Source organism: uncultured Abiotrophia sp., from assembly GCF_963520105.1.
Taxonomy (GTDB): Bacteria; Bacillota; Bacilli; order Lactobacillales; family Aerococcaceae; genus Abiotrophia.
Genome location: NZ_CAUQPN010000001.1, coordinates 339,965 through 364,219, shown reverse-complemented (window position 1 = coordinate 364,219; position 24,255 = coordinate 339,965). Strand labels below are relative to the sequence as shown.

Here is a 24,255-nt window from a genome sequence, read left to right as displayed (position 1 = left end):
AATCGTCCGCAATCCCTATTATGAAAGTCTTTAGACATTCTTAATCAATTTAAAGTGAAAACATTTCATTAAAAAGAACACACCAGAAACGCGTTTGTCTTAATTAGTTAACTACACTAATTAAGACAATAACCTTATTCGATACACTTATCTTAATTAGCGCCAACGCCCACCTTATCTACTAATAATATAAAAAGGCGCCTCACAGGGCGCCTTTTGTCTCCTTAGAGAATACCGTCTTTAATAAGTTGTTCTGCGATTTGAATGGTGTTAGTGGCCGCCCCTTTACGGATGTTGTCGGCTACCACCCAAATGTTGAGACCGTAAGGAACTGACTCATCACGACGAATTCGTCCAACATAAACCTCATCATGATCTTCCACCTCTGACTGAAGTGGATACTTAAGGTTAGCAGGATCATCCAAGAGAATGATTCCCTCCGCTTCTTGGAAGGCTTGACGAATTTCTGCTAAATCAAAGTCTCGTTCCAATTCAACGTTAATAGAGACCGCATGAGAGTGTTTGATTGGAACTCGAACTGTAGTAGCTGTTACACGTAAGTCTGGCATACGTAGAATTTTCCGAGTTTCTTCAATCATCTTGATTTCTTCCTTGGTATAGCCAGACTCAGTGAAGACATCAATATGCGGCAAGACATTATTATTGATTGAATAAGGGAATTTTTCAGTCGTATGATTTTCTAAGTCATTAATACCAGCTTGGCCTGCTCCTGATACTGCTTGATAGGTATTGTAGATGACGCGCTTCAAGCCGTATGGTTGTAGAACAGCTAATGGCACGACTGACTGAATGGTCGAGCAGTTAGGGTTGGCAATCAGATGGTCTTCAGCCTTCAAGACATCACCATTGACTTCAGGCACTACCAAAGGAATCTTAGGATCCATACGCCAAGCACTGGAGTTGTCAATCACATAGATACCACGACTAGCGGCGATTGGCCCAAAATGCTTAGAGGTCTCGCCCCCTGCTGAGAACAGGGCAATCTCAATCGGCGCTTGAAGAGCCTCTTCCGTTAATTCTTGAATGACATAATCCTTGCCAGCGTAGCTAATAGTTTTGCCAGCTGAACGCTTGGAAGCGAACAAGGTTAAAGTCTCAAATGGAAAGTTTCGTTCGTGTAATACTTGCAGCATTTTACGCCCTACAACACCAGACGCACCGCAGATGGCCACATGATATTTCTTAGTCATGGGGTGACCTCCTAAAAAATTATTTACCCTATTAGCTTAAAGATTATAGGGGCAAAAGTCAATCCCTTAAGCCTGTCTCCCAGGCTGATTAATTGACAATTTAACCCTTTATTGATAGAATCTAGCTATCCTTTAGGGGATGTCACGGTTTCGACAGGTATTGTTCGAGCTTTTGACGCGTCAGGAGGGTTGCGTCCGCCTTAAAACGCTACAGTTAAATATAACTGCAAACAACCAAAACAACTCTTTCGCTTTAGCAGCTTAATAACCTGCAGCGGAAAATCAGCCTAACATCGCCCATGTGCTAGTAGCTGGTTTTATTTAAGTGGGATACGCGTGATTTATCCGTCTGTTAAATCACGAAGAGATGATCAGACTCGCAAGGATGACAGCCTGTCTAGTGGCGGTCTCTGCGCTAAACCAAATAGCTAGACTATTGGCGTAGACTTGATTGTGGCGAGATATTTGGACAGGGGTTCGATTCCCCTCATCTCCATAACAGACTAAATCCCTCAGCAGATTCTGCTGAGGGATTTTTTGCTATGAATATCTACATATCATCGCTTGTTTGACGGGGTTTCCGCTCACCCCAATATTGGTAATAATCTACCTTGAGGGCGCCATTGTAGAGCTTACGTTTTTTGGTTGCCTTGGCCCCATAGTAGGTCTCGAAGGCTTCATCACTAGTTAAAATATACTTACTCCAGGTCGGCATTTGGTTATAGAGCTTGCCCATGTCCGCATAGAGAGCGTGGACCTGGTCCTCTGTCAACATACGGTCACCATAAGGCGGGTTAGCAATTAATATACCGTAATCCACCTTAGGACGATAGTCCTTGAGTTGCATTTGCTTAAAGGAAATCGTATCTGCTACTCCAGCTTCTTGAGCATTGGCCTTAGCAATTTCAACCATACGGTGGTCAATGTCGCAGGCTTCAATGTCCATCATGACATCTGGTTTGGCTTGAACTTGGGCTTCCTGGCGCGCCTGCTGCCATACTTGCCCACTTGGATCTAAGCTGGTCCAATGTTCGGCCGCAAATTCCCGCTTAAGACCTGGCGCAATATTACGCCCAATCAAGGCTGCCTCAATGGCAATGGTTCCCGAACCACAACATGGGTCGTAAAGTGGTCGGTCAGGATACCAAGTCGTTAACATGACTAAGGCAGCTGCCATATTCTCTTTGAGTGGGGCGGCACCCTTCTCTACTCGGTAGCCACGCTTGAATAAGGAGGTGCCAGAAGTATCCAAGGTCAGGCTGACTTGGTCTTTGACCAAAGAAACTTCGATAGGATAGACTGCCCCTGTCTCAGGCAAATTGGTCCGACGATGATAGTAGGACATGAGTCGGCTAGCAATAGCCTTTTTGACGATTTTCTGGCAGTTAGGCACGCTATGTAACTGGGACTTAACGGATTTGCCGGACACAGGAAAATTAGCATCCAAAGGCAGAATGTCTTCCCATGGCAAGGCATAAGTCAAATCATAGAGGGCTTCAAAGGTCTTGGCCTGAAAACTAGCAAATTCAATCTTAATACGGTCAGCCGTTCTTAGCCATAGGTTGGTTTTAGCAATATCCTGGACATTCCCAGAGAAACGCACGCGCCCATTCTCCGTCTGAACTTGATAGCCTAGCTGCTTCAATTCTTGGGCCGTCACGGACTCAATGCCGGCGGCAACGGTAGCCAATAGGTTATAGTTTGTCATAAGGGGCTCCTCATCTTTAACTTGTCGTTGCGGGCAAGACAATCCTGCCCTTAGAAAAAAAGCCCTCCTCGCCAGAGAGGGAGAAGCGCCTTTGTTGTATTAAGCAAAAGCCTATTAAGTAAATTTCGATAAGCCATGTTCTGTCACTTAAGGGAAATAGGCTATGCACCTTAAGTGGGGTAATCATCTGTCTGCCGGTCACTCAGTGACCCGCCTCTTCCATCGGTTCATTTCCCTAGGAAAAGTGCCCCGACCAGTCTCCCTAGAAAACTAGGTTACTATTTGGGTTGCTCGCTCGAGGGGTTTACCGCGTTCCACGCTAGTTGTTTCCAACCAGCCTCGTCTCTGTGGCACCTTAGAGGTTACTCAGTCATAGCCGAAGCCTTAGACCTTTTGCCTGCCGTTAGCGCTAGGCACTACCTTAGCTTATGGTTTCGCTAAGCACGAACACTACAGGCATCTCAGCCTGTGCGAGCATGGACTTTCCTCAACTATTACTAGCCGCGATTACCTAAAATCTACTTGAGGTTCTTTTATTGGAAACGTGTCACGTCTGAATAAGACATGGTGTTGTCTGTGCTACCAATCTTAGATCCAAAGACATGTTTCTCTAAGTTAGAGAGACGCTTAAGGATATCGAAGTTAGTGACACCAGAGCCTGGTGAGGTTGGCACATTGTTCTTCTTAGCCAAGGCAAGTTGCTTGGTCAATTCATCAATTTTGCTGATTAGGCGCTCATTTTCATTCTTCAAAGTCGCCACATCCTTTTGGTAAGAATCGTAGTCACGGATAATGCTATCCAAATACTCATCTACTTCAGATGCTTTATAACCACGAAAATCGCGGGTAAATTCTTTTTGTAAAATATCTTTAGCGGTTAAATTTTTTTCTGCCATATCGCTCATCTACCTCCATCAATGATTACTTCTTTCTCAGAAGAATTAATGATTCTATCTTAAATAGAGAAGTCTATTCAATTTATTATGCCACGAAATTCCTAAGAATGCTAGCGAATATACGTTCGCACCCTAGTGAATTGTGCACTTTTAGTCACATAATCTATCCCCATAAATCTGAGATCCGGACCTTGATTAACTATCTCTATTATGCCACGCAAAAGCCAACTTGGCTAGCGAGGCGATGTCCGCGCCCAGCTAACCGCCTTATTTAGGCTCGATTTTGCTAACTGGTCGGCTGCCTGATTTTCCTTTTCAGCTATCCATTTGACATAGAGATTTGGAAAGTAGTCCAGTCGACTTAGGATATGATCTAAAATAGGAGCATAACGTGCATCCTTTATATAGGATTTTTCAATGGCCCGAATGGCTACCTGGCTATCGGCATGTAACCAAATAAAGTCCTGGGTCAGTCCCAATTCTATCAACCAGTCTAGAGCGCGCAAGATAGCTAAAAATTCCGCCTGATGATTGTCTGCTACCTGATTGAGGAAAACAACTTGTTCATAGAGTTGATCAGGCGCCAGAATCCGAATGGCCAGGCCGGCAGATTGATTTTTATAGGCAAAGGCAGCATCCGTATAAACCTTCAGCATTTTTTCGCTCCTTATCTGTTATTTGTCTACAAACTATTAATGTATTGTGCTATAATATAACTAGTATAGCACGGATTTAAGTATTGACAAGAAAGAGGTGGCAAAATGAGTGATGTAATTGAATTTCCGACCAATGCGGACCAATATTATCGCAAAGCACTCAGTGCCCTCAAGGTCCATGACTTTGGCCGTGCACAAGAATTCCTAATCAAGAGTTATGAGACAGATCCTCAGGTTCATGTCTTCGAGGAACTGATTAAATTATATATTGCTCGGGGACAAAAAGCTGACCTTTTGAACTGTTGGCAAACTTATTTCCCTGATATAGAAGCCGTTAATGATTGGAATGTTCTCCTCTTATATGGAGCTAGTCTGTCCCTCCTTTACGACTTAGACGCTGCCCTCTTGCGGCTCTATCAGCTTCAAGCACGCTTCCAAGCAGCTGGATGGGACAGTGAAGACCTCTTACCATTCATTCATCAACTCAATCATACCCAGCGCTTAGCCCGGCGCTTGGAGCAAGCCCTGGATCAAGGTCAGGAAGCCATTGAGACTTTTATCAATCAAATCTATGACGGCCAAGGATTTGAGTTACTCAGTTTCCTTAAATATACCTACGACCTGCCTTTAGACAAGGCCTTGCCTTTCTTTAAGGCCATTCTGACTCATCCAGACCTACCTCAATATATCAAGAGTGACGTCTTACATTACCTACTCTACCAGAACTATCCAGGTAAAGTGACCTATAACTGGTTTGGCCAAGTCCATGAATTGACGGTAGCCAAACTTCAAGATTACCGTCACCAGTCTTCTTATGTGGCCGGTCTTCAAGTCATCGAAGAATACTGCGAACAATTCAATCCTCATCTCATGATTGAATTTTCTCAGCAGTTCGTCCTTCAAGCCTTAGCCGTTTACCCCTACTTTGAAGAGGCCTATGGATCAGCTAAGGAGTGGTTCCAGCTTTTCTTAACTGAGAATGACCTACCGACTCCCTATGACCTAGTACCAGAAGCTAAGCATCGCCAGACCTATCAAACTGTTACAGCTGAACTCTATCAATTAATCTACCAAGAACAATAGTCTTCAGACCAAGAGCCTCCTATCGCAAACACGTGATAGGAGGCCCTTATTTAAATGCTGTGAGCTTAAATCCCTTGTTGAGCAGCAGGACTTAGGGGCTCTTCCCCTTCTTCATCATCTTGAATAAGATGCTCACAGTTGATGTAGGCGACAATATCCTTGAAATTGACGATGGTGCGGCTAGTACAAATATCCTTCATAGTCGGATCTGACCGGAGCCAATCGATGTCGACGACAGCGCTGTTGGTCAGAAGTTTACGGATGGTCCCCCGCATATGGACCTGCCGGAAGGTAAAGCGTATTTGGTCACCAATCTCAGGACGAATCTGTTCACGGACTCGCTGAATCATTTGGCAACCCGTCTCGAAATTGACATGCAAGAGGGAGGCTATCCGAGACTTAGTGGTCCCCCGTCTCAGCTCACGTTCAATGAGCTCGCGCTCTGACTTAGTGACTTTGACTCTCATACGACCCACCCTTTCTGAATGAAACCGTTTCTAATTCCTATTATAGCACTTTTGGCGGGCTTTTTATAGCTTATCGCTTAAAAATTTACCATTCTGACAAGAATTTGTAAGTTTGTTTCGAATTTTTGTTTGAAACCGCCCCCATTTCCTTGTTATAATGGAAATAGCTTATAAAAAAAGGAGCGTTAACCATGAATCAATCCATTATTACGACCCTTGTTTATGAAACCAAAGTCTCCATCGGTTCCTATTTCCACCTGGTCACTGACTGGTTCGCCAGCGACCAAGAAATCAAGACCGTCATTATCGACCAAGACCATGTCTATTCCAAGATTCTGTCTCTCTACCCTAATGGTTTCGTTATGTACCTCGAGCAAGACCAAGATGGCTCTATTTACCGGACCAATTATCCTCTGATTCAAGCCAAAGATGCTGACTACTATACCGTTCAGTGGGATGACTAACTTACTAGGATAGAGAGTTCTAAACCTACTTGATTTTGCTAAGTGACTCCTTTATACTCAGAGTATTCATTCTGACTATAAAGGAGTCACTTATGCATAATATGACCACTGGGTCCCCCCTCAAACGCATTATTAACTTCTCCATTCCGCTCCTAATAGGTAATATTTTCCAGCTTGTCTATAATATGGTCGACACTTTTATTGTTGGACGCACCATGGGGCGCGATGCCCTAGCAGGAATTTCTGCTTCATCCAGCGTCATGTTTCTGATTCTTGGCTTCGCTCAAGGCTTAACGGCAGGGTTAAGTATTCCTTTGGCTCAAGCCTTTGGTGCTAGGGATTTCCATAAGGTACGGCGTTCAGTCACCATTGCCTGGACTATCGCGCTCTGCGTTTCCATGGCCTTGACCTTCCTGTCTACCTTCTTCCTCCGCCAAATTCTAGAAGTCATGATGACGCCGCCTGAAATCATTCAATATACTTACGATTATCTCATCGTCATCTTCAGCGCTTGTACCGTCACCATGCTCTACAATTTACTGAGCAACATGATGCGGGCCTTGGGAGACAGCCGGACGCCCCTCTACTTTCTTATCATCGCGGCCTTAACCAATATCGTCTTAGACTATGTTTTCATCGTGAACGTGGGCATGGGGGTTGCGGGTGCTGGCCTCGCGACGGTCTTGTCACAAGCTGTCTCGGTTATCCTTTGCCTCTGGGCCATTCACCGTCGTTGGCCACTACTGCAGGTTTCCTGGCAAAAGGCCATGCTGGTAGCTGAAGAAGTCCGTTATCACCTTAATATGGGCTTCCCAATGGCCTTCCAGTCCTCTATTATTGCCATTGGCTCCATTTCGGTCACAGTGGCTCTCAACCAATTAGGACCTCTAGCCATTGCCAGTTACGGAGCGGCCTCTAAGATTGAACAGATTGTGATTTTAGTGCTCATGTCCTTTGGGATTGCCATGGCAACTTATGTGGGCCAAAACTTTGGTGCCGCTCAATTTGACCGAATCCGCCAAGGAGTCCGCCAAATGACCTTCTTGTCTGTAGGCGTTGCACTGGTTTCTGGCGTCATCCTAGCTCTGACAGGTGCCCAAGTCGTCACCTTCTTCGCAGAAGGTAGCCAAGGACTGGAAATGGCTCACTACGGTCAAGTCTTTTTCTACTGTTCGGCGCCTGCCTACTGGTTGTTAGCTCTGCTCTTCATTTACCGTTATACCTTGCAGGGATTGGGAGATAGCCTAATTCCGACTATTGCTGGTATCATGGAGTTGGCTATGCGCATGAGTGCCGCCCTGATTCTCAGCCAATATCTAGGCTTTGTCGGCCCAGCTATTGCCAGTCCTCTGGCCTGGCTAGGCGCATGTATCCCCCTCTTTCTAGCCTATCACCATCACAAACATCATCTTCAAGAACGCTTCAACCAAAAGCTAGCCCAGAATTAGTCTGGCCAGCTTTTTTTGGCATACTAGAGCCACTTAGACGGGGATTGTGTAGGGAGGTTACAAGTTTCTTACAGATAGCGCAAAAACCGGCTCAAAAGTTGTCCTCAAGCCTTTTTTGCCGTATAATGATACTATCCATAAATTTATGTAGTTTGCAACTACAAGGAGGTAAATTATGACCAAACCAATTCGCGTGCTTCTTTACTACAAGTACGTTAACATCGAGAACCCAGATAAGTTTACAGCTGACCACTTGGCCTTCTGTAAGTCTATTGGCCTTAAGGGCCGGATCCTCGTTTCAAGCGAAGGGATTAACGGGACTGTCTCAGGTGACTACGAAACCACTCAAAAATATATGGACTATGTTCACTCCCTACCAGGTATGGAAGACCTCTGGTTCAAGATTGACGAAGAAGAAGAACAAGCCTTCAAGAAGATGTTCGTTCGTCACAAAAAAGAAATTGTCCACTTGGGCTTAGAAGATAACGACTTCGACAGCGACATTAACCCATTAGAAACTACTGGTGCCTACTTGTCACCACAAGAATTCAAGGATGCTTTGCTTGACGAAAACACCGTTGTCCTTGATACACGTAACGACTATGAGTTTGACTTAGGTCACTTCCGTGGTGCCATCCGTCCTGACATTCGTAATTTCCGCGAATTACCACAATGGGTACGCGACAACAAGGAAAAATTCATGGACAAGCGTGTCGTTGTCTACTGTACAGGTGGTGTCCGCTGTGAGAAATTCTCCGGTTGGATGGTACGTGAAGGTTATAAAGATGTCGGCCAACTCCACGGTGGGATTGCTACCTATGGTAAAGACCCTGAAGTAAAAGGCGAATTGTGGGATGGTAAGATGTACGTCTTCGACGAACGGATTGCGGTTGACATTAACCACGTCGATCCTGTTGTAATCGGGAAAGACTGGTTCGATGGCACCCCATGCGAACGCTATGTTAACTGTGGGAATCCAGAATGTAACCGTCGTATCCTAGCTAGCGTCGAAAATGAAGACAAATACGTTCGTGGTTGCTGCCTAGAATGCCGTCGCCACCCACGCAACCGCTACATTGCGGAAAACAAATTGACTAATCAAGAATGGGAAGCTCGTCTCAATGTCTTAGGCGAATCCCTAAATGATCAAGTAACGGCTTAAGAGCCATACCCCATAAAGAAAGTAGGTGAATGAATGACACTAGACGATGACAAAAAGAAAGTGCCCGAACAATCGGGCCAGCATTACTATGATGTCTCTTTTGACATCGAGCCTGATAAAGAGGATTCAAGGGGTCATTCTACCCCGCCTTCAAACGAGGCAACTTCTAAGCCATCACGCTGGGATAATTTCTACGAAGATTATTCCCGCAGACAAGCACAAGCTCGACAAGCGAGCGCTGAAAGTAATGATCAAGCATCTACTTCAACTAACAAAGGCCAGTTCGAGACTAGTCAGACCACTGAGTCAAGCTCTAGTCAAGGTCAGCAGGATCAAGATAGTTGGCATTACCAACCTAAGTCGGATGAAAAGACCGTCATGGCTCAATCTTCCGAGTTCATCGATCGCTCTGTCAAACGCGTCCGTGACTTCTTCTCTAACTTCAATCCAAGTATTGATGAAGCCAACCCTTATAAGCAGACTAACCAAGTGTCCGACCAGGACTTCCAATCTCATCTTTTCCAAGAGGAAACAGAGAAAGGTCCAGCTAGTCCTGCCAAGGAAAAAGCCGAGAAGAAGAAAGTTGTTAAACCTTCAGAGCCTAAGGCTAAGCCAGAACTAGCGCAGTCAAGTGAATCAAGCCCAGAGACTTCAGGCTCATCCGAGTCTTCTGACAAAGGCCCTCGTCGGCGTCGGCTCTTTGCCGGCATGACCAGTCGAGATCATTACGACCAAAATCCAGAAGAAGAAGCTAGCACAGACTTAGGCCTAGCTGGACCTGTTGACATGCCAGACTTATCTGCAGAATCTTCTGCTAGTTCTAAGCCTGCTAGTCGCGTTTACCAACCTCGCATTGAGCTCGACCAAGACGGTACGGCTAGTCAGCCCCTGCCAAGTCCTGCTGATATCCAAAAGGAACGCGAACGACGTCGTAGTTTTAACCTTGAGCAGGAAACAAGCAATGAGCTCCGAGAAGAAAGCGAGCCAGCTGCAAGTTCAGACAAGAAGGAAGTGTCCCGTGTCTATCAACCTTTAGACGCTGACTTGTTAAAACCAAGTAGAGACCTAACTAAAGAAGACCAAGTGGTTGAACTTAAAAGTCCGGCCACTACTGAGCCAGTCGCTAGCTCAAATGACCACAGCACGGAACTGGAGTCAAACACTTCACATCCAGCAGATTCACTAGGAAGCTCTGAAGGCCAGGAAGAAGGCCCTCACCTTTCATCACGAGGACGTGCCCGACTCAGTTCGCTCTTGTCCATTTTCGATAATATTACACCAATTAAGGTACCAAACCAGGCCTCTGCTGTAGATGACTCAAGCCAGGGCCGAGAAGCTGAGCACTTAGAAAGTGCTAGAGGATCAAGCTATCAAGAACCTGATCTAGTATCTCAGGATAGACTTGAAATTGAGTCAGAACCCGAACAAGCGCCTGTTTCTTCAAGCCATCCAGATGAGCCAAATCACTTGGATCAAGAAGTGGACGACCTATCTATCGAGCCAACAAGTTCCCAAGCGGAAGTTGAGGCTGAAGCTAACCTTCATCAAGAAAAATCTCATGATCAGCAATCAGATCATGAAGCGGCGTCACTCGTTGCTAGTCAAGAAAACTTGATTCCTCAAGCATCTGAACCATCAGATCTAGAGCCAAGCTTAGCTGAGGAGACCTCAGAGCAGCATGAATCAGAACATTCTGATTCAGACTCAAGATCAGACGACTATGACTTTGCTTGGACGGCTAGGACTAGCAAGCAAGCTAGTTTGGACCCAGATTACTTTGACCAAACGCAAGCCAGCGAGCTTGAGCCCGAACGAAGCCATGATGTGGAAGAATGGTCTCAAAATCAGGATTCAGAACCTGAATCTGATGACCACGCGCCAGCTGCCCTAGACTTAGCTGCTGCCGGCCTTGGTGCTAGCCAAGATTCAGAGCGCAAGCGTCGCAAATCAAAAGATAAAGGCAAATCCAAGACCAAGGTCATTGACCTGTCTAACTACACTGCCAGAGAAAAGATTTTCTTAGGTCTTAATGTGGCAGTCAATGTAGTTCGCCGCATTGCCCTCTATATCGTCTTGATTGGCCTGCTCTTAGGTTCCTTAGCTGCTGGGGCCGGGGCTGGTTACTTTGCCCACCTAGTCTCTGACACCAAGGTGCCTAATCGTGAAGAAATGGCTGCCAAGATTAACAAGTTGGAACAGCAATCCACCATTTACTATGCTAACGGGACACCGATTGCCAACGTTCAAGCCGATGTCATTCGGTCTGTGACTAGCCTGTCAGATATCTCGCCTAACATCGTCAATGGTCTGGTATCGACTGAGGACTCCTCCTTCTATGAACATAAGGGGGTTGTGCCTAAAGCAATTCTGCGGGCTACCCTACAGGAAGTCTTGTCACCAGGCAGCGGAACCGGTGGTTCTACCCTGACCCAGCAATTGGTCAAGCAACGTCTCTTAACTAATGATGTCACCTTCTTCCGGAAAGCCAATGAAATTCTCTTGGCCCTCCGTCTGGAGCAATTCTTCAGCAAGGATGAAATTCTCACTGCCTACCTCAACGTGTCACCATTTGGTCGTGACCATAACGGGGATAACGTAGCCGGGATTGAGAAAGCTTCAGAAGGGATTTTTGGTAAGAAGCCTAGCGAGGTCAACCTGGCTCAAGCAGCCTTCTTGGTCGGCTTACCGCAGGACCCTTACAATTACACCCCTTACCAACAAAACGGGGAGCTTAAGACCGACTTATCAGCCGGGATTGGCCGGATGAAGGACGTCCTCTACTTCATGTACCGTAACCATAAAATTAGTGAGGCTGACTACCAAGCCGCTCTCAACTATGATATTAAGGCTGACTTCTTGCCAGCCGGCAGCCCAAGTGTAACGCGCCAATCCTACCTCTACCGAGCAATGGAGCGAGGCGCCATCGAACAAATCATGCGTCTCAATATTGAGCGTGATAAATTAACTTGGACTCAAGTTTATCAAGATGATAACTGGTACAACCAATACTATAAGGAAGCCGAAGAGCAACTTAAGACTGGTGGTTATAAGGTTTACACAACCATTGACCAACAAATCTACGACCTCTTGCAAGAATCCGCTAAGAAACACATTAATGACCTAGGGATGGCCTATGAAGGCGTCTATACTGACCCTGAAACTGGCCAAGAAACCTCCTATGTTGAGAAGGTTCAAAATGGGATGGTGGTCATGGATAACAACTCCGGTAAAGTCTTAGGCTTTATCGCAGGGACAGATTTTGAGAATAACCAAATCGACCATGCTTTTGGTATTCGTCGTTCTCCTGGTTCGACCATTAAGCCATTAGCTGTATATGGCCCTGCTATTCAGGAGAACTTGATTAATCCATCGACGGTTATTCCTGACACAGAGTTTACACAAACCTTCGAAGATGGTACGACTTGGTCCCCTACTAACTATGGTAATGTAGTCAGTGGTGGCGCCGAATCAGCTCGGGTTGCCCTCTATAAATCGGATAACTTGCCTGCTGTCCGGGTCTACCAAGAAATGCAAAAACGCTCAGTTGATGTCATGGGCTATTTGGAGAAAATGGGCTTTAACCCTGCTGCCTCCTATACGACAGAAGACATCAAGAACTTAGCCTTCGCCATTGGTGGGGTTTCAAGTGGTCCAACAGTCCTTGAAGAAACTCGGGCCTTCGCGACCTTTGCCAATAATGGTAACTACCATGACGGCTACTTCATCGACCGGATTGAAGATGCGGCTGGTAATGTCGTCTTCCAGCACCAAAGCAACCCTACCCAAGTCTTCAGTGAAGATTCCAACTACCTTATGATTGATATGCTACGTAATACCATGACAGAAGGTACTGGTCGGATTGCCAAGGGCTACATGACCATGGGTGGTGACTGGATTGCTAAGTCCGGGATTAGTGAGAACTCTAAGGACGTCTGGTTTATTGCTTCTACACCAAGTATCACTATCGGTTCTTGGATTGGCTATGACAGCCGTTTCCAAAACTATACCATCAATATCAACGACGGCTACGGTCGTGAAAGTGAACGGAGCCAACGTTATTGGGCTAATGTAGTCAATGAACTCTATGCTGCCCGTCCAGATATCTTTGGGGTAGACCGGAAATTCAGTCGTCCATCTAGTGTCCAAGAAACGGACGTCTTACAACAAACTGGTACTAAGCCAGGGACCATGCGTCTAGATAATGGCGGGACTATTTCCATCACCGGTCCAACCTACAAGGATCTCTTTAAGGTCAGCCATCCAGCTCCAGAATTGAACTACAAGTTCTTATTCGGTGCAACGGATGAAGAATTGGCTAACTTCTGGTCCACCTACCGTGCGCAACTAGAAGAACAACGACGCCAAGAAGATCAACGACGTCAACAAGAATCGTCAAGTTCTTCAAGCTCATCAAGTTCTTCAGCAACTAACGAAAACCCGGGTAACGGCAACGAAAACCCAGGCGGTAATAACAATAATAACCAGAATAACAACCAAAACAATACACCAGGCCAACGCTAGGTACAATGAGAGAGTCAGGAAGTTAAGCTTTCTGACTTTCTTTTGCTATATACAAAAAGAGACGGGCTCTATAATATAGTCCGTCTACTTTATTAAGCTACTAAGCTACCATTAAGGAGCAAAGATACCTAAAACATAACCAATAATCCCGGCAGCAAAGAGACCGAAGATAATGAGGATTGGGCTAACTTTCTTCTTGAGTAACCACATGCAGAGGAAGGTCAAGAGAACAGCTGCTAAACCTGGAACTAACATGTTGAAGTTGTCTTGCAAGGTCGTCACTTTATTTGGAGTCAGTGATCGGTTGCTCAATTGTCCCAAGATGTTTTGTAGGGTTCCACCATCCACTGCCCCTTTAGGGAAGTGAATATAGGCATCCTCAGCCAATGGTACGTTCGACACCACAGGTGCAAACTTAATAGTTGTCCATCGTGGAACCAGAATCCCCATAACGAACATCCCTAAAATAGATGCCCCCTTGGTTAAGGTTTGCAAGATACCACCTGACAAGTCGTTGGTGATTTCAGAACCCTTAGCATAACCAAATTCTTGCGTATACCAGAGGAATCCTACACGAATGGCATTCCATACTACAAAGAAGAAAAGTGGTGCTAAGATAGAGCCACCCGTTGCCAAAGAGGCAGCAATCGCCCCAAGGATTGGGCGAACGGTAAACCAGAAGACTGGGTCACCAATCCCTGCCAAAGGCCCCATCATCCCAACTTTAACCCCTTGAATAGCTGCGTCATCAATTGGCACACCATTAGCTCTTTCTTCTTCCAGAGCCAAGGTTACCCCTAAGATTGGAGCTGCAATGTATGGGTGAGTGTTGAAGAATTCAAGGTGGCGTTTGAGGGCTGCAGAAGCGTCCTCGCGTTGTGGATACAACTTCTTAAGGGCTGGAATTAAAGAATAAGCCCAACCACCGTTTTGCATCCGTTCATAGTTCCAAGACCCTTGAAGGAATTGGGAACGCAACATTACCTTAAAACGATCGGATTTCGTTAAGTGTTTCTTTTGTTCAGTCATCGTCAATTCCCTCCTTAGTAGTCATTGAGAATATCGCCTAGTGGATCGCCGGAGCTAGCTTGTCCCCCACCGCTACCTGAGCCACCAGTGTTTTGGCTGAGACGGATATAAACAACCGCCAAGACCACCCCGATAATCCCGGTTGCAATCAAGGTCAATTGGTTAAGTGGAGCCAAGGCAAAGCCTAGGAAGAAGAATGGCCATACTTCAGGTGTTGCCATCATGTTAATAACCATGGCATAACCGACCGCTACGACGAAGCCACCGCCGATGGCCATCCCTTTGGTAAACCAATCAGGTAAAGCTGCTAAGGCACCTTGAACGGTTTCGGTTGGCAAGAAGAGCAGGAAAGTAGCTGGAATGGCAATACGCAAGCCTTGGCAAGCAAGAGCTACCATATGCCAGAATTCAACGCCACGGAAGTCACCCTTTTCAGCGGCAGCGTCAGCACGGTGAACGATGGCCACTGATAAGGTACGTACCACCATGGTCAAAGCCAAACCAACAGTCCCTAAGGTAATCGCTGCTACAATGGCCAAGTTCTGACCTTCATCTGTGAAGGTACCAGTTTTAACATAAATGATGGCAGAAGCCACAGAAGCTAAAGCCGCGTCAGGCGCAACCGCAGCCCCGATGTTAGCCCAGCCCATCGCAATCAATTGCAAGGCCCCACCTAACATAATACATTCGCTGAGATGACCCGTTGCAAGCCCTACTAAGGAACAAGCAATAATTGGTTGGTGAAATTGGAACTGATCCAAAATCCCTTCCATCCCTGCTAGAAATGCTACCACAATGACAGCAAGAATTGATAGAATATTAAATTCCATTATGATACCTCCTATTAGACTTTGAGGCCTTCACTGGCCTTAGCTTGGATGCTCTTGAACAAGTCAGTTGGCTTGTCATTTGGCACCTTGCGGACGTCGAACTTAACGCCAAGATCACGAAGCTCCTTAAAGGTATCCACATCGCCTTGATCCATAGACAAGACATTTGTTACTAATACCTTACCGACAGAGTGAGCCATAGAACCTACGTTGAGTTCTGGAATCTCTACTCCAGCCTTGATGACCTTGAGCGCATCCTGTGGATTTTCGAAGAGTACCAAAGCCTTGGTCTCACCGAAGCGAGGGTCTTTAGATACTGCGACGAACTTGTCAAGGGGTATTACGTGAGCACGCACACCTGGGGGAGCTGCTTGCTCAATCAGCTTCTTACGTAAGTCATCTTGGGCTACAGTATCGGACACCACGATAATCCGGTTAGGTTGAGTGGCTTTAGTCCAACCTGTTGCAACTTGGCCATGTAAGAGCCGAGTATCAATACGAGCCAAGACGAATTTGATTTTGCCGTCTCCTAAGACAGTTCCTTCTGGAATCGCACCTTGTGGAGCAGCGGGTGCTGCTTGAGCCACTGCTGGCGCTTCTTCTGGTTGTAAGTCTTCAGGGCGAACTTTGACACCGTCTTTGGCCGTTGGAATAATGGCTTTGGCGATATCGTGAGCCTTGTCCATAGAGAAGCGACTTGCATATGATTCAATCAGCATAGGCAAGCTAAGACCGGCTACAATGGCACGTGTCTCAGGTGCTTCTTCAAAGAGAATATTGGCTTGGTTGAAGGGACTGCCTCCCCATAAGTCTACCAAGAACAGAATTTCTTCGCTCTCAATACGGTCTACGGCTTCACGTAATTTACGCTGCAAATCATCTGGACCTTCACTTGGCATAAAGGTCACGGATTCAACGTTGGCTTGTTCACCAAAAATCATTGAACCGGATTGCTTGATACCATCAGCAAACTCACCATGACTTGCGATAATAATACCGACCATGATTCTACCTCCTAAATAAAAATTGAAATATATAATTTCAACTTCTAGTATAGTATAACGTTTACATAAATGCAATAGCTAATATTGATTCTCAAATATTCTTCTAGACATGTAAATAAATTTTTATTTCAATTTATGTCTATTAATGAGTATTACAACCCCCTGTGCCCCTTTTTAGCAAGTATCGGAACCCTTCCCACATAAGCAAAAAAGCTGGGAGCAAGGTCAACTGCCTTCAAAAGTTGTTAAGAGAAGACAACTTTTGACAAGCTTCAGTTTCCTTGTCCCAGCCTTTCAAGGCCTATTATTCGAAGTCATAAAGGTCGGTGACTGGCACCACCTGGTCGAAATCCAATAAAACTAAGTAAACATCTGTCACTGCTTTGCCTTTTGCCAGACTTAAGGCCCGAGCATAGAGGCTCATTTGGAAGCGATACTTGTCGACAATCTGATCGATTTGGGCTGACTTTGTCAAGCTTGCCCATGGACGATAGCGGTCGGTCTTATAGTCAATTAAGATGAGACGACCATCAGGTAAATTCAGATAATTATCAACGACCCCATGGACCAAGAGCTGACTACCTGCTAGTTCTTGGAGCTGGTCAGCCCCCAGCTGACGAGCAAACAACTTGGCCGCTGGCAGACGATAAGAGATGGCCTGCTCGCGATGTAGAGATTTAGCCTGTTTAATCAGGACTTGGCCCAAATCACTAGCTAAAAATTGGCAAATGCTGGCTAACTTAACGGCCTCCCACTGACTAGCTTCCATAAAGCCAGCGGCTAGCCAAGCTTGCGCCTGTTCTTGAATGGCAGCCGGATAGTCCGACACATCCAGTCCTTCTAGCGCACTAAAGTCTAGCTGTTGCATAACATAGTGGGTAAAAGTCCCAATCTGGGCAGCTGTATAGGCTTGGCGCTCTCGGACAAAGCGTGGCGCCTGGAAGGTATCTCCAGTAAATCGAATACTCTGAATACCAGCCTTTTGGCCAGTCTCGGACTCTTCCGCCCTTTCCTCATCTTCTTGAGTAAGCCAATCCCAACTGATTTGCCCTGGCCGCCGGTCGGTGAAGTGAGATAGTTTTTCATTATGAGGTTCTTCATAGAGACGCTTGAGCTCCGACACAGATTGGTAGCTAGAGGTCTTACTAGCTAGGCCGTAGTCGTACTGACTCTCTAGGAGACTTTGGATGAAGGCCCCTACCTCACTTGTTACCTCATGTTGATCGACTGTTAATTTCAAATCTGCCAACCAGTTTTGGTCATCCTGAAGCCAAGGTCTAGACGCAGATACCTTGAGAAGTGGCAAAAGCTCTGCTTCCGCCACATAAGTCAGACGCACTTGTTCATTGGTAAAGTCAGTCGTAGATTGAGGATGACGTCCACTAAAGGATGTCGCCATGAGCAACCAATCCAGCCAACTTCCTGCTCCCTGTCTTAGGGCACGATTCATGACCAATTCTTGGCCACTTGCAGCCACAACTTGCTCTTGTTTAGTCTGGACTTGGTCTTGGGATTTGACACTGCCCACAATCACTAGTTTTTGCTCACAACGGGTCAAAGCCACATAGAGCTTACGCATTTCTTCTGATTTCAACTGGCCACGACGCTCTAATTTAATAGCTTCCTTAATGAAGGAAGGATACTGCAATTGATGTTTAATATCCAGATAATCCAATCCCAAGCCATAGCGTTTAGAAGGTACATAAACCTTCTGCGTATCCTGAATGTTGAAACGTTTGCCCGTCTGCATTAGATAAACAAAAGGAAACTCTAGCCCCTTGCTGGCATGAACGGTCATGACACGCACAAAATTCTGGTCCTCACTCAGTAAGAGGGGCTCAGCCAAATCTTGGTCGTGGGCCATGATTTGTTCAATAAAGCCAACAAAAGCCGTCAAGCCCTTATAGTTACCCGCTTCAAATTCCACTACCCGTTCATAGAAAGCATGGAGGTTAGCCTGGCGTTGATCCCCTTGATCCAAACCTGCCACATAATCTAGGAAGTAGGTTTCTTGATAGAGAGTCCAAATTAAGGTGACCAGGTCCACTCTTTGGGCTAGGTGGCGCCATTCTTTGAGTTTGTCCATGAAGGTAGTCAAGGTTTCTTGTAGGGCTATTAGACTCGCTTCTTCTAAGAGTAACACTTGCTGGCAAGCTTCATAGAAGCTGCCACTATTAGGTACCTGGATGCGAATCTGACTGAGTTGCTCATCACTTAAGCCCACAAAATGTGACCTTAAAATGGCCACCAGGGGAATGTCTTGATGAGGATTATCAATCAATTTAAGCAGGGCTAGCATGAGCCGAATTTCTTGGCGTTGGAAATAATTCTCAACATTTTGACTTAGGAGTGGAATTCCTAGCTGTTCAAAGACTTGTTTAACCGGCTGGAAGGGATGTCTGGTCGAACTCAGAATGACAAAGTCCTGATAGGTTACCGGCCGTTGCTGACCTAGTTCCTTGTCATAAATTTGCCATCCTGCTTGGACACGCGTTTGAATATCCCGCCCAATTAGCCACGCTTCCGCTTCAAGGCTGGTCTCTACGCCTTGATCCAAGTCTAAGTCCTGGTCTTCAGGCTCTCCCTCATCTGCTACAGAGGACTCATAGAGTAAGAATTCAATATCGAATTCCGGATCAGGAGGTGCAGGTAAAAAGCTGTGATTGCCTGTCTTGAGCGACTCCATGGCCCCATACTGCATTTCCCCAAAACCTGGGTCCATCAGACGCTGGAAGACAAAGTTAGTAAATTGTAAGATTTCGTCCCGAGAACGATAGTTGGCATCTAAGACAATCAGATGACCGCCTTTGCCCTCTTGATAGGCCTGATATTTGGCTAAGAAGAGGCTAGGCTCTGCCATACGGAAGCCATAGATGGACTGCTTGACGTCCCCTACCATGAAGAGATTACCACTTAAGTCTTGGCGGCGTTCACGCGACAGAAAACTTAAGATAGTCGCTTGAATGTCGTTAATATCCTGATACTCGTCCACTAAGACTTCGCGGAAGAGATCCTGATAATAGAGGGCCGCCTCGGAAGGTTGCCGCTGCCCTAAGTCCGCATCATAAGGGGCCAGAATATCCAGAGTCAGATGCTCTAAGTCATTATAGTCAATGCAGTTTTGTGCAACTTTGGCTTGCCAGAGAGCCTGACGGAATTCAAGAGTCAAGTGGGCCAAGTCTTGGATGCTAGCCCCCGCCTGCCCTTCTACATAGACCGTCGTATCGTAATCTAGAACCATCAATTGTCGCACTCGCTCAATCTGCTCCTTGGCTTGATCTCGTAAGGCCTTTACTTGCTCCAAAAGCTCCTTGTCTTCTTCCGCCTTCTTACCACTCGGCCATCTATCAAAGGCGATTTTTTGGAAGTGAGCAAAAACTTGGGCTAAATCTTGACCTGTCAAAACAGTCTGCAAAGCCTGAACCTGGCTTCGCTCAGCTTCTAAGAGGGGCTGTAATTTGCTTATCATAGCATCTGTCAGACTTTCTAGGCCAGCCAAGGCCTGGTCTAGCAGATGCTGAGCATGTGACAGACTAGCCTGCCATTCAGGCAAGAGGACTGACTGATAGAGCCCGGTCTTAGCAAAATACTCAAAATGCAAGGCCTGGTCTGCTAGCTGAGATAGCCAGACTTGGGGCTCAGGATGAGACGAAGCAAATTGATAAAGGTCTAAAATCAATTGATAGAGTCCTTGGTCGCTAGGCCCTGGACTGAATTGAGCTAGCAGATGGAAAAGTTTTTCCTGCCAGTCGGGATCTTGAGCTAGGTCAATCATCAGCTCCTGCCAAACTTCTTGATAGAGCAAGGATTTCTGCGTCTCATCTGTTAAGAGTCGGAAACTTGGGTCAAAATCAATAATATAGAAATACTGTTGGATAACCTGCAAGCAGAAACTATGCAAGGTTCGGATATGAGAAGCTGGCAACAATTGAAGTTGGCTGACCAAATGAGCTTGCTCAGCTCTATCGGCCGTCTGGTTGACGGCTTGTTTGAGCCGGTTCTCCATCCGCGCCTTCATCTCGCTAGCAGCAGCCTCCGTGAAGGTAGACACTAGCAGTTGGTCCATGTTGGCATAATGAGTCAACAAATGATTGAGGATCCGTTCAATCAAGACAGTGGTCTTACCTGACCCGGCTGAAGCGGAGACCAGAATATTGCTACCCCGTTGGTGGATGGCTTCCCACTGGCTATCATTAAATCGCGAATTCAAAGGTTTAGCTGGTAAAGTTCCCAAGGTCATAGCTGGCCTCCTTTCTCACTCGTCTCTGTGACTTCTTTCTTGCTTGCTTCTTTCTCTATTTGGGTTAGGACTTGATCCTTAGCGAGGCGTTTATGACGATAAGCAGCATAATGTACGGTTGCATCAAAGCCTGTAATAACCCGATAGTCGGCTTGCAGGCTAGGTGTAAAGCGTTCATCCTTAAAGGGCGCCAAGCTGATATCACCTCTTTGAATGGCATTCCCTGCCTGGATCATCAAATGGAGCAGATGCTGATTGATTAGGCTTAATTCCGCTTGATTGACAGCCGGAACATGCTGATAGTAGCTACCATCTTTTTTAAGCTGAACCGGGTAAATCTGACTCTTAGACTGATTGGCCAAGCCAGGTTCAATTGCCACTAATTCAGAGCCCGAAATAGTCATTAGCCCCCTGTATGGATGAAGTTGGTTCTTAGCCAAGTCTAGCCCGTCTTGGCTAAGTCGAGCCATCTGCTTACTATCTACCTTGACGAAGCCGCCTGCTAAGGATTGATAGAAGGCCCCTACCGCTTGGGCATGAGGATAACGTTGACTGGCAACTTTCAGGTAGGTTAAGACCTGCAAATCCAAACCATAATAGAAGTCGACTAGGTTGAAAGTCTTCTTTCCGGATTTGTAGTCCACTACCTGGTAGTAACTTTGGCTTGGATCCGCATCAATGCGGTCAATCTTACCTCGTAAGGTAAGGCTGCCCTTATCCAAAGGCAGGATTAACCCTGCTTCTTGCTGGCTACCAAAGACCAGCTCGGTCGCAACGGGTTGAACCGTCAAGGCTTGACTTTGCGCCAGACTGACACTTAAAAATTGCCGCAATTGTTGATCTAGCTTGCGCTTAATCAAGTGCATGCGAGGATTGGTGCCAAAGATATTAAAGCGTAAGTCTTCCGCCATAAGGGTCTGAATGCTAGCAAAGTTAGTTTCAAAATCAGGCCTAGCCTCTTGTGCTTGAGTAAATTTATCTAGGAAATCATGATAATAATCCCCTGCCCCTGCGGCATTTAATTCTAGCTGCTGACGGGGACGAATTTTTAGCCCATAAAGCAAGAAATGGCTATAGGGATCCTGGTAATACTGCTCTAACTTAGAAACCGAGGCCGTCATCTTCTGGCCGAAGAGGGCCAAAGCCGTCTCTGGTGTCAGATTCTGAGGCAGTTGGTTAAATTGGAAGAGCTGAGCCAAGAGTACCCAAGTATGAGGATTTTGGCTGGCCATTAAGGTCAAAAAGTCTAGAAAGGCAGCACTTGGTCGGTCCTTTTGCTGCGAATAGTGATGGACTAGCTGCAAGAGCGGACTCATTTGGACTGGATAACGGCCAAACTCAAGTCGGCTTAATTTGACTTGATTCTGATGAATCAAGGTATGGGTATAGGTCTTAATAGGTAGATGGAATTGCTTAGCCAATTGCTGCAAATATGGTGATAGCTTAACGGTCTGCTGACCCTTCATCGCCACATAAGAGAGATAGAGTCGGTCGCTGGCGCTGAGCAAGACCTGCTGGGTCATGAGCAGTTCTAAACTATAATTGTGCTGGCTAGACTGACGCAATTGTTGGTATGGCAGGAGACTTTCCCCCAGAGATTGGCGGTTGGCCACACTCAGTAGCGAATCTTCCTGATGATGCTTAGGTAGAGTCAGCTCGTCTGCCCCTAGCACAAAACAAACCTTATAGGCTTGAACCTGAGGACTTTCCATGCTAGTAACCATGACTTGGTCTAGGGCAGGTGGAATAATATGGAAGGTGGCTTCATTCAAACCCGTTAGCAGGAGTTCTTGGAACTCACTAAAGGTCAGCTCGGCCTCCCCATAAAGTTGATAGAATTCATCTAGGCTGGCGGTCAAGGTCTGCCAAACTTGTTCATACTGGCGAGACAGGGCTAGGTCCCCTTTTTCGATGGCTTGGTCACGCCGGGCAATCAGACGATCCTTTACGCCTACTTCGTCCAACCACTGATAGAGCCATTCAGCTGCTTTTTGGCCATTAAAGCTAATCGCCTGAGCTAAGTCTTGGTAAGGGGCAAAATCAGCCAAGAAGGACTCCCGCAAGGCTTGGACCACTTTACCATAAGTCTGGTCGGTCACCTGACCAGCCGCATTGACATAAGGACGGTCTGCTTGGTCAAAGCGCCATTCAAAAGACAATTGGGCAAAGCGATAGCCCACATAGCCATTAGCCAGCACCACATTTTCAAGTAAGTCAACTTGAGCCTTAAATTCCTCTTCTAGGGCTGGCCCATCCTGGGGATTTTGGGCTATAGCGGCTCTCAGGTCAGCCGGTAACCAGAGACCTGATTTAAGAATACCGAAGATGTCGGCTAACTGGTAGCGATAGCGATAGAGTTTGAGCCCTGATTCTAGCCACAGGACCAGGGGATGCTGGCCCATACTTACGGCATGGTCATAGAAATAAGGAATGTCATTCTGTTCAAAGAGAGCTGTCACCAAGGGGCGATAACGGTCCATATCCCGTGTGAGGACTAAGATATCGCGGTATCGGTAGCCTTCCTGACTCACCAACTGATGAATCTTGTTGCTGGTATGACGGACTTCCGTCTGGATAGCATCATGCTCCCAAATCACATGAGTCTTGACTTGATTGAGAGGCTGGCTCAGTTCTTGAGGGGCCAGCCTTAAGTGATTTTCGAAGGCCTGAGATAGCGTTAAGATATTAGCTTGATAGCCTTCCTGTACCTGATTAATGGTCCAATCCTCGTCCACAGGCAAGTGAAGTGACTGAGCCAACAATTGCATTTGCCCATAGGTATGACGAGCTACTTCGATTAGTGGATCATAGGCTTTAGAACGAGCCGCTTGCTGGGATAAAGGCAAGGTAATCCAGACAGCCTGACATTGTTGAATCAAGGTCGTCAATAATTGTAGCTGCTGACCATTGAAGAAGTAATGGTGATCCACTACCAAATAGGTTGGTCGGTTCAAGGGGTGGACCTTAAGATAGCTATCCAAACGTTGCAAGTCGTGATAATGTCCTAGGACTTGCCCTTCAATTTCTTGGATGAAGCCTTGATAGAGTAAGGCCAACTCAGCTAGGCGCTTGGCTTCCTGCTGGTTCAAGTCAGGCACTTGGCTTAGGTTCTCTGGCTGAATTTGCCCTAGATAGAGTTCATCGAAGAGCTGGGCTAATTTCTCGGCAAAGCCCTGATGCTTGACCTGGCCACGAAAGACCTGCAATTGATCCTGATAGCGAGCTAGCAGGCGTTTAATAATCATAATCTGCCCAATACTAGAAATTGGCTTTTCTTCGGCAAGGCTGTTAGGCATGAGGAACCAGGCCAGGCGTTTGAAGGAAACTACCTGAATGTCGACTAGAGCCGCCTCATTGGATCCATGTTTGTCTTGGACAGCCGCTAGCAAATAGGACTCCATATCAAATTTTAAGTGTTCAGGTACTAAATAAAAGAACTGGGCCTCAGGCTCCTTGGCTTGAATGTCTAATAATTTATCTACCAAGATTTTTTTCTTAGCACGATCCAGTCCCCCAAGGACAAATTGCAGCATGCG

Annotated in this window: 15 protein-coding genes and 2 other RNA genes; 6 read left to right on the top strand and 11 right to left on the bottom strand. The window is 46.3% G+C overall.

Annotation, left to right across the window (positions count from 1 at the left end):
- Window positions 1-224: 224 nt before the first annotated feature.
- Complete coding sequence (locus tag RWO08_RS01645) at window positions 225-1,211, bottom strand: aspartate-semialdehyde dehydrogenase (RefSeq protein ID WP_070755410.1); 987 nt, start codon at window positions 1,209-1,211, stop codon at window positions 225-227.
- Between the two features lie 135 nt (window positions 1,212-1,346).
- Here RWO08_RS01645 and ssrA point away from each other — a divergent pair.
- Window positions 1,347-1,710, top strand: a transfer-messenger RNA (tmRNA) gene (gene ssrA / locus RWO08_RS01640).
- Window positions 1,711-1,761: 51 nt separating this feature from the next.
- Here ssrA and RWO08_RS01635 read toward each other — a convergent pair.
- The 4 genes from RWO08_RS01635 to RWO08_RS01620 all read right to left on the bottom strand — a co-directional run bounded on the left by RWO08_RS01635 (window position 1,762) and on the right by RWO08_RS01620 (window position 4,471).
- Window positions 1,762-2,919: a class I SAM-dependent RNA methyltransferase gene (locus RWO08_RS01635; protein ID WP_291454109.1), complete on the bottom strand. Its 1,158-nt coding sequence runs from the start codon at window positions 2,917-2,919 to the stop codon at window positions 1,762-1,764.
- Window positions 2,920-3,043: 124 nt separating this feature from the next.
- Window positions 3,044-3,438: RNase P RNA component class B (gene rnpB / locus RWO08_RS01630), an RNA gene on the bottom strand.
- A gap of 14 nt (window positions 3,439-3,452) precedes the next feature.
- The gene (gene gpsB, locus RWO08_RS01625) at window positions 3,453-3,815 is read right to left on the bottom strand and encodes a cell division regulator GpsB (RefSeq protein ID WP_070755408.1); all 363 of its coding nucleotides are present in this window, start codon (window positions 3,813-3,815) and stop codon (window positions 3,453-3,455) included.
- A 233-nt stretch (window positions 3,816-4,048) separates the two neighbouring features.
- Entirely contained in the window at window positions 4,049-4,471 is a 423-nt protein-coding gene (locus RWO08_RS01620; protein ID WP_291454108.1) for a ribonuclease HI family protein, read from the bottom strand.
- A gap of 105 nt (window positions 4,472-4,576) precedes the next feature.
- Between RWO08_RS01620 and RWO08_RS01615 the strand changes: the two genes are divergently transcribed.
- Entirely contained in the window at window positions 4,577-5,554 is a 978-nt protein-coding gene (locus RWO08_RS01615; protein ID WP_306486062.1) for a hypothetical protein, read from the top strand.
- A 65-nt stretch (window positions 5,555-5,619) separates the two neighbouring features.
- On the opposite strand, the gene RWO08_RS01610 is transcribed toward RWO08_RS01615, so the two are convergent.
- The gene (locus RWO08_RS01610; RefSeq protein ID WP_023390852.1) at window positions 5,620-6,021 is read right to left on the bottom strand and encodes a DUF2187 domain-containing protein; all 402 of its coding nucleotides are present in this window, start codon (window positions 6,019-6,021) and stop codon (window positions 5,620-5,622) included.
- A gap of 191 nt (window positions 6,022-6,212) precedes the next feature.
- On the opposite strand from RWO08_RS01610, the gene RWO08_RS01605 reads away from it, so the two are divergent.
- The 4 genes from RWO08_RS01605 to RWO08_RS01590 all read left to right on the top strand — a co-directional run bounded on the left by RWO08_RS01605 (window position 6,213) and on the right by RWO08_RS01590 (window position 13,616).
- Window positions 6,213-6,485, top strand: a complete 273-nt coding sequence (locus RWO08_RS01605; RefSeq protein WP_291427242.1) for a hypothetical protein — start codon at window positions 6,213-6,215, stop codon at window positions 6,483-6,485.
- 92 nt (window positions 6,486-6,577) lie between these two features.
- Window positions 6,578-7,933: an MATE family efflux transporter gene (locus RWO08_RS01600; RefSeq protein WP_314211089.1), complete on the top strand. Its 1,356-nt coding sequence runs from the start codon at window positions 6,578-6,580 to the stop codon at window positions 7,931-7,933.
- A 175-nt stretch (window positions 7,934-8,108) separates the two neighbouring features.
- On the top strand, window positions 8,109-9,095 hold the full coding sequence (locus RWO08_RS01595) for a rhodanese-related sulfurtransferase (RefSeq protein WP_314211088.1): 987 nt from the start codon (window positions 8,109-8,111) through the stop codon (window positions 9,093-9,095).
- Window positions 9,096-9,128: 33 nt separating this feature from the next.
- Entirely contained in the window at window positions 9,129-13,616 is a 4,488-nt protein-coding gene (locus RWO08_RS01590) for a transglycosylase domain-containing protein (protein ID WP_314211087.1), read from the top strand.
- Between the two features lie 111 nt (window positions 13,617-13,727).
- On the opposite strand, the gene RWO08_RS01585 is transcribed toward RWO08_RS01590, so the two are convergent.
- The 5 genes from RWO08_RS01585 to RWO08_RS01565 all read right to left on the bottom strand — a co-directional run bounded on the left by RWO08_RS01585 (window position 13,728) and on the right by RWO08_RS01565 (window position 24,252).
- Window positions 13,728-14,645, bottom strand: a complete 918-nt coding sequence (locus RWO08_RS01585; protein ID WP_314211086.1) for a PTS system mannose/fructose/sorbose family transporter subunit IID — start codon at window positions 14,643-14,645, stop codon at window positions 13,728-13,730.
- 14 nt (window positions 14,646-14,659) lie between these two features.
- Window positions 14,660-15,475, bottom strand: a complete 816-nt coding sequence (locus tag RWO08_RS01580; RefSeq protein WP_306486058.1) for a PTS mannose/fructose/sorbose transporter subunit IIC — start codon at window positions 15,473-15,475, stop codon at window positions 14,660-14,662.
- 14 nt (window positions 15,476-15,489) lie between these two features.
- Window positions 15,490-16,479: a mannose/fructose/sorbose PTS transporter subunit IIA gene (locus tag RWO08_RS01575; protein ID WP_306486057.1), complete on the bottom strand. Its 990-nt coding sequence runs from the start codon at window positions 16,477-16,479 to the stop codon at window positions 15,490-15,492.
- 304 nt (window positions 16,480-16,783) lie between these two features.
- Window positions 16,784-20,719, bottom strand: coding sequence for a helicase-exonuclease AddAB subunit AddA (addA, locus tag RWO08_RS01570; protein ID WP_314211085.1), 3,936 nt, complete (start codon window positions 20,717-20,719; stop codon window positions 16,784-16,786).
- Window positions 20,716-24,252, bottom strand: a complete 3,537-nt coding sequence (locus RWO08_RS01565) for a PD-(D/E)XK nuclease family protein (RefSeq protein ID WP_314211084.1) — start codon at window positions 24,250-24,252, stop codon at window positions 20,716-20,718. The genes addA and RWO08_RS01565 overlap by 4 nt, the downstream gene beginning before the upstream one ends.
- Between the last annotated feature and the right edge of the window lie 3 nt (window positions 24,253-24,255).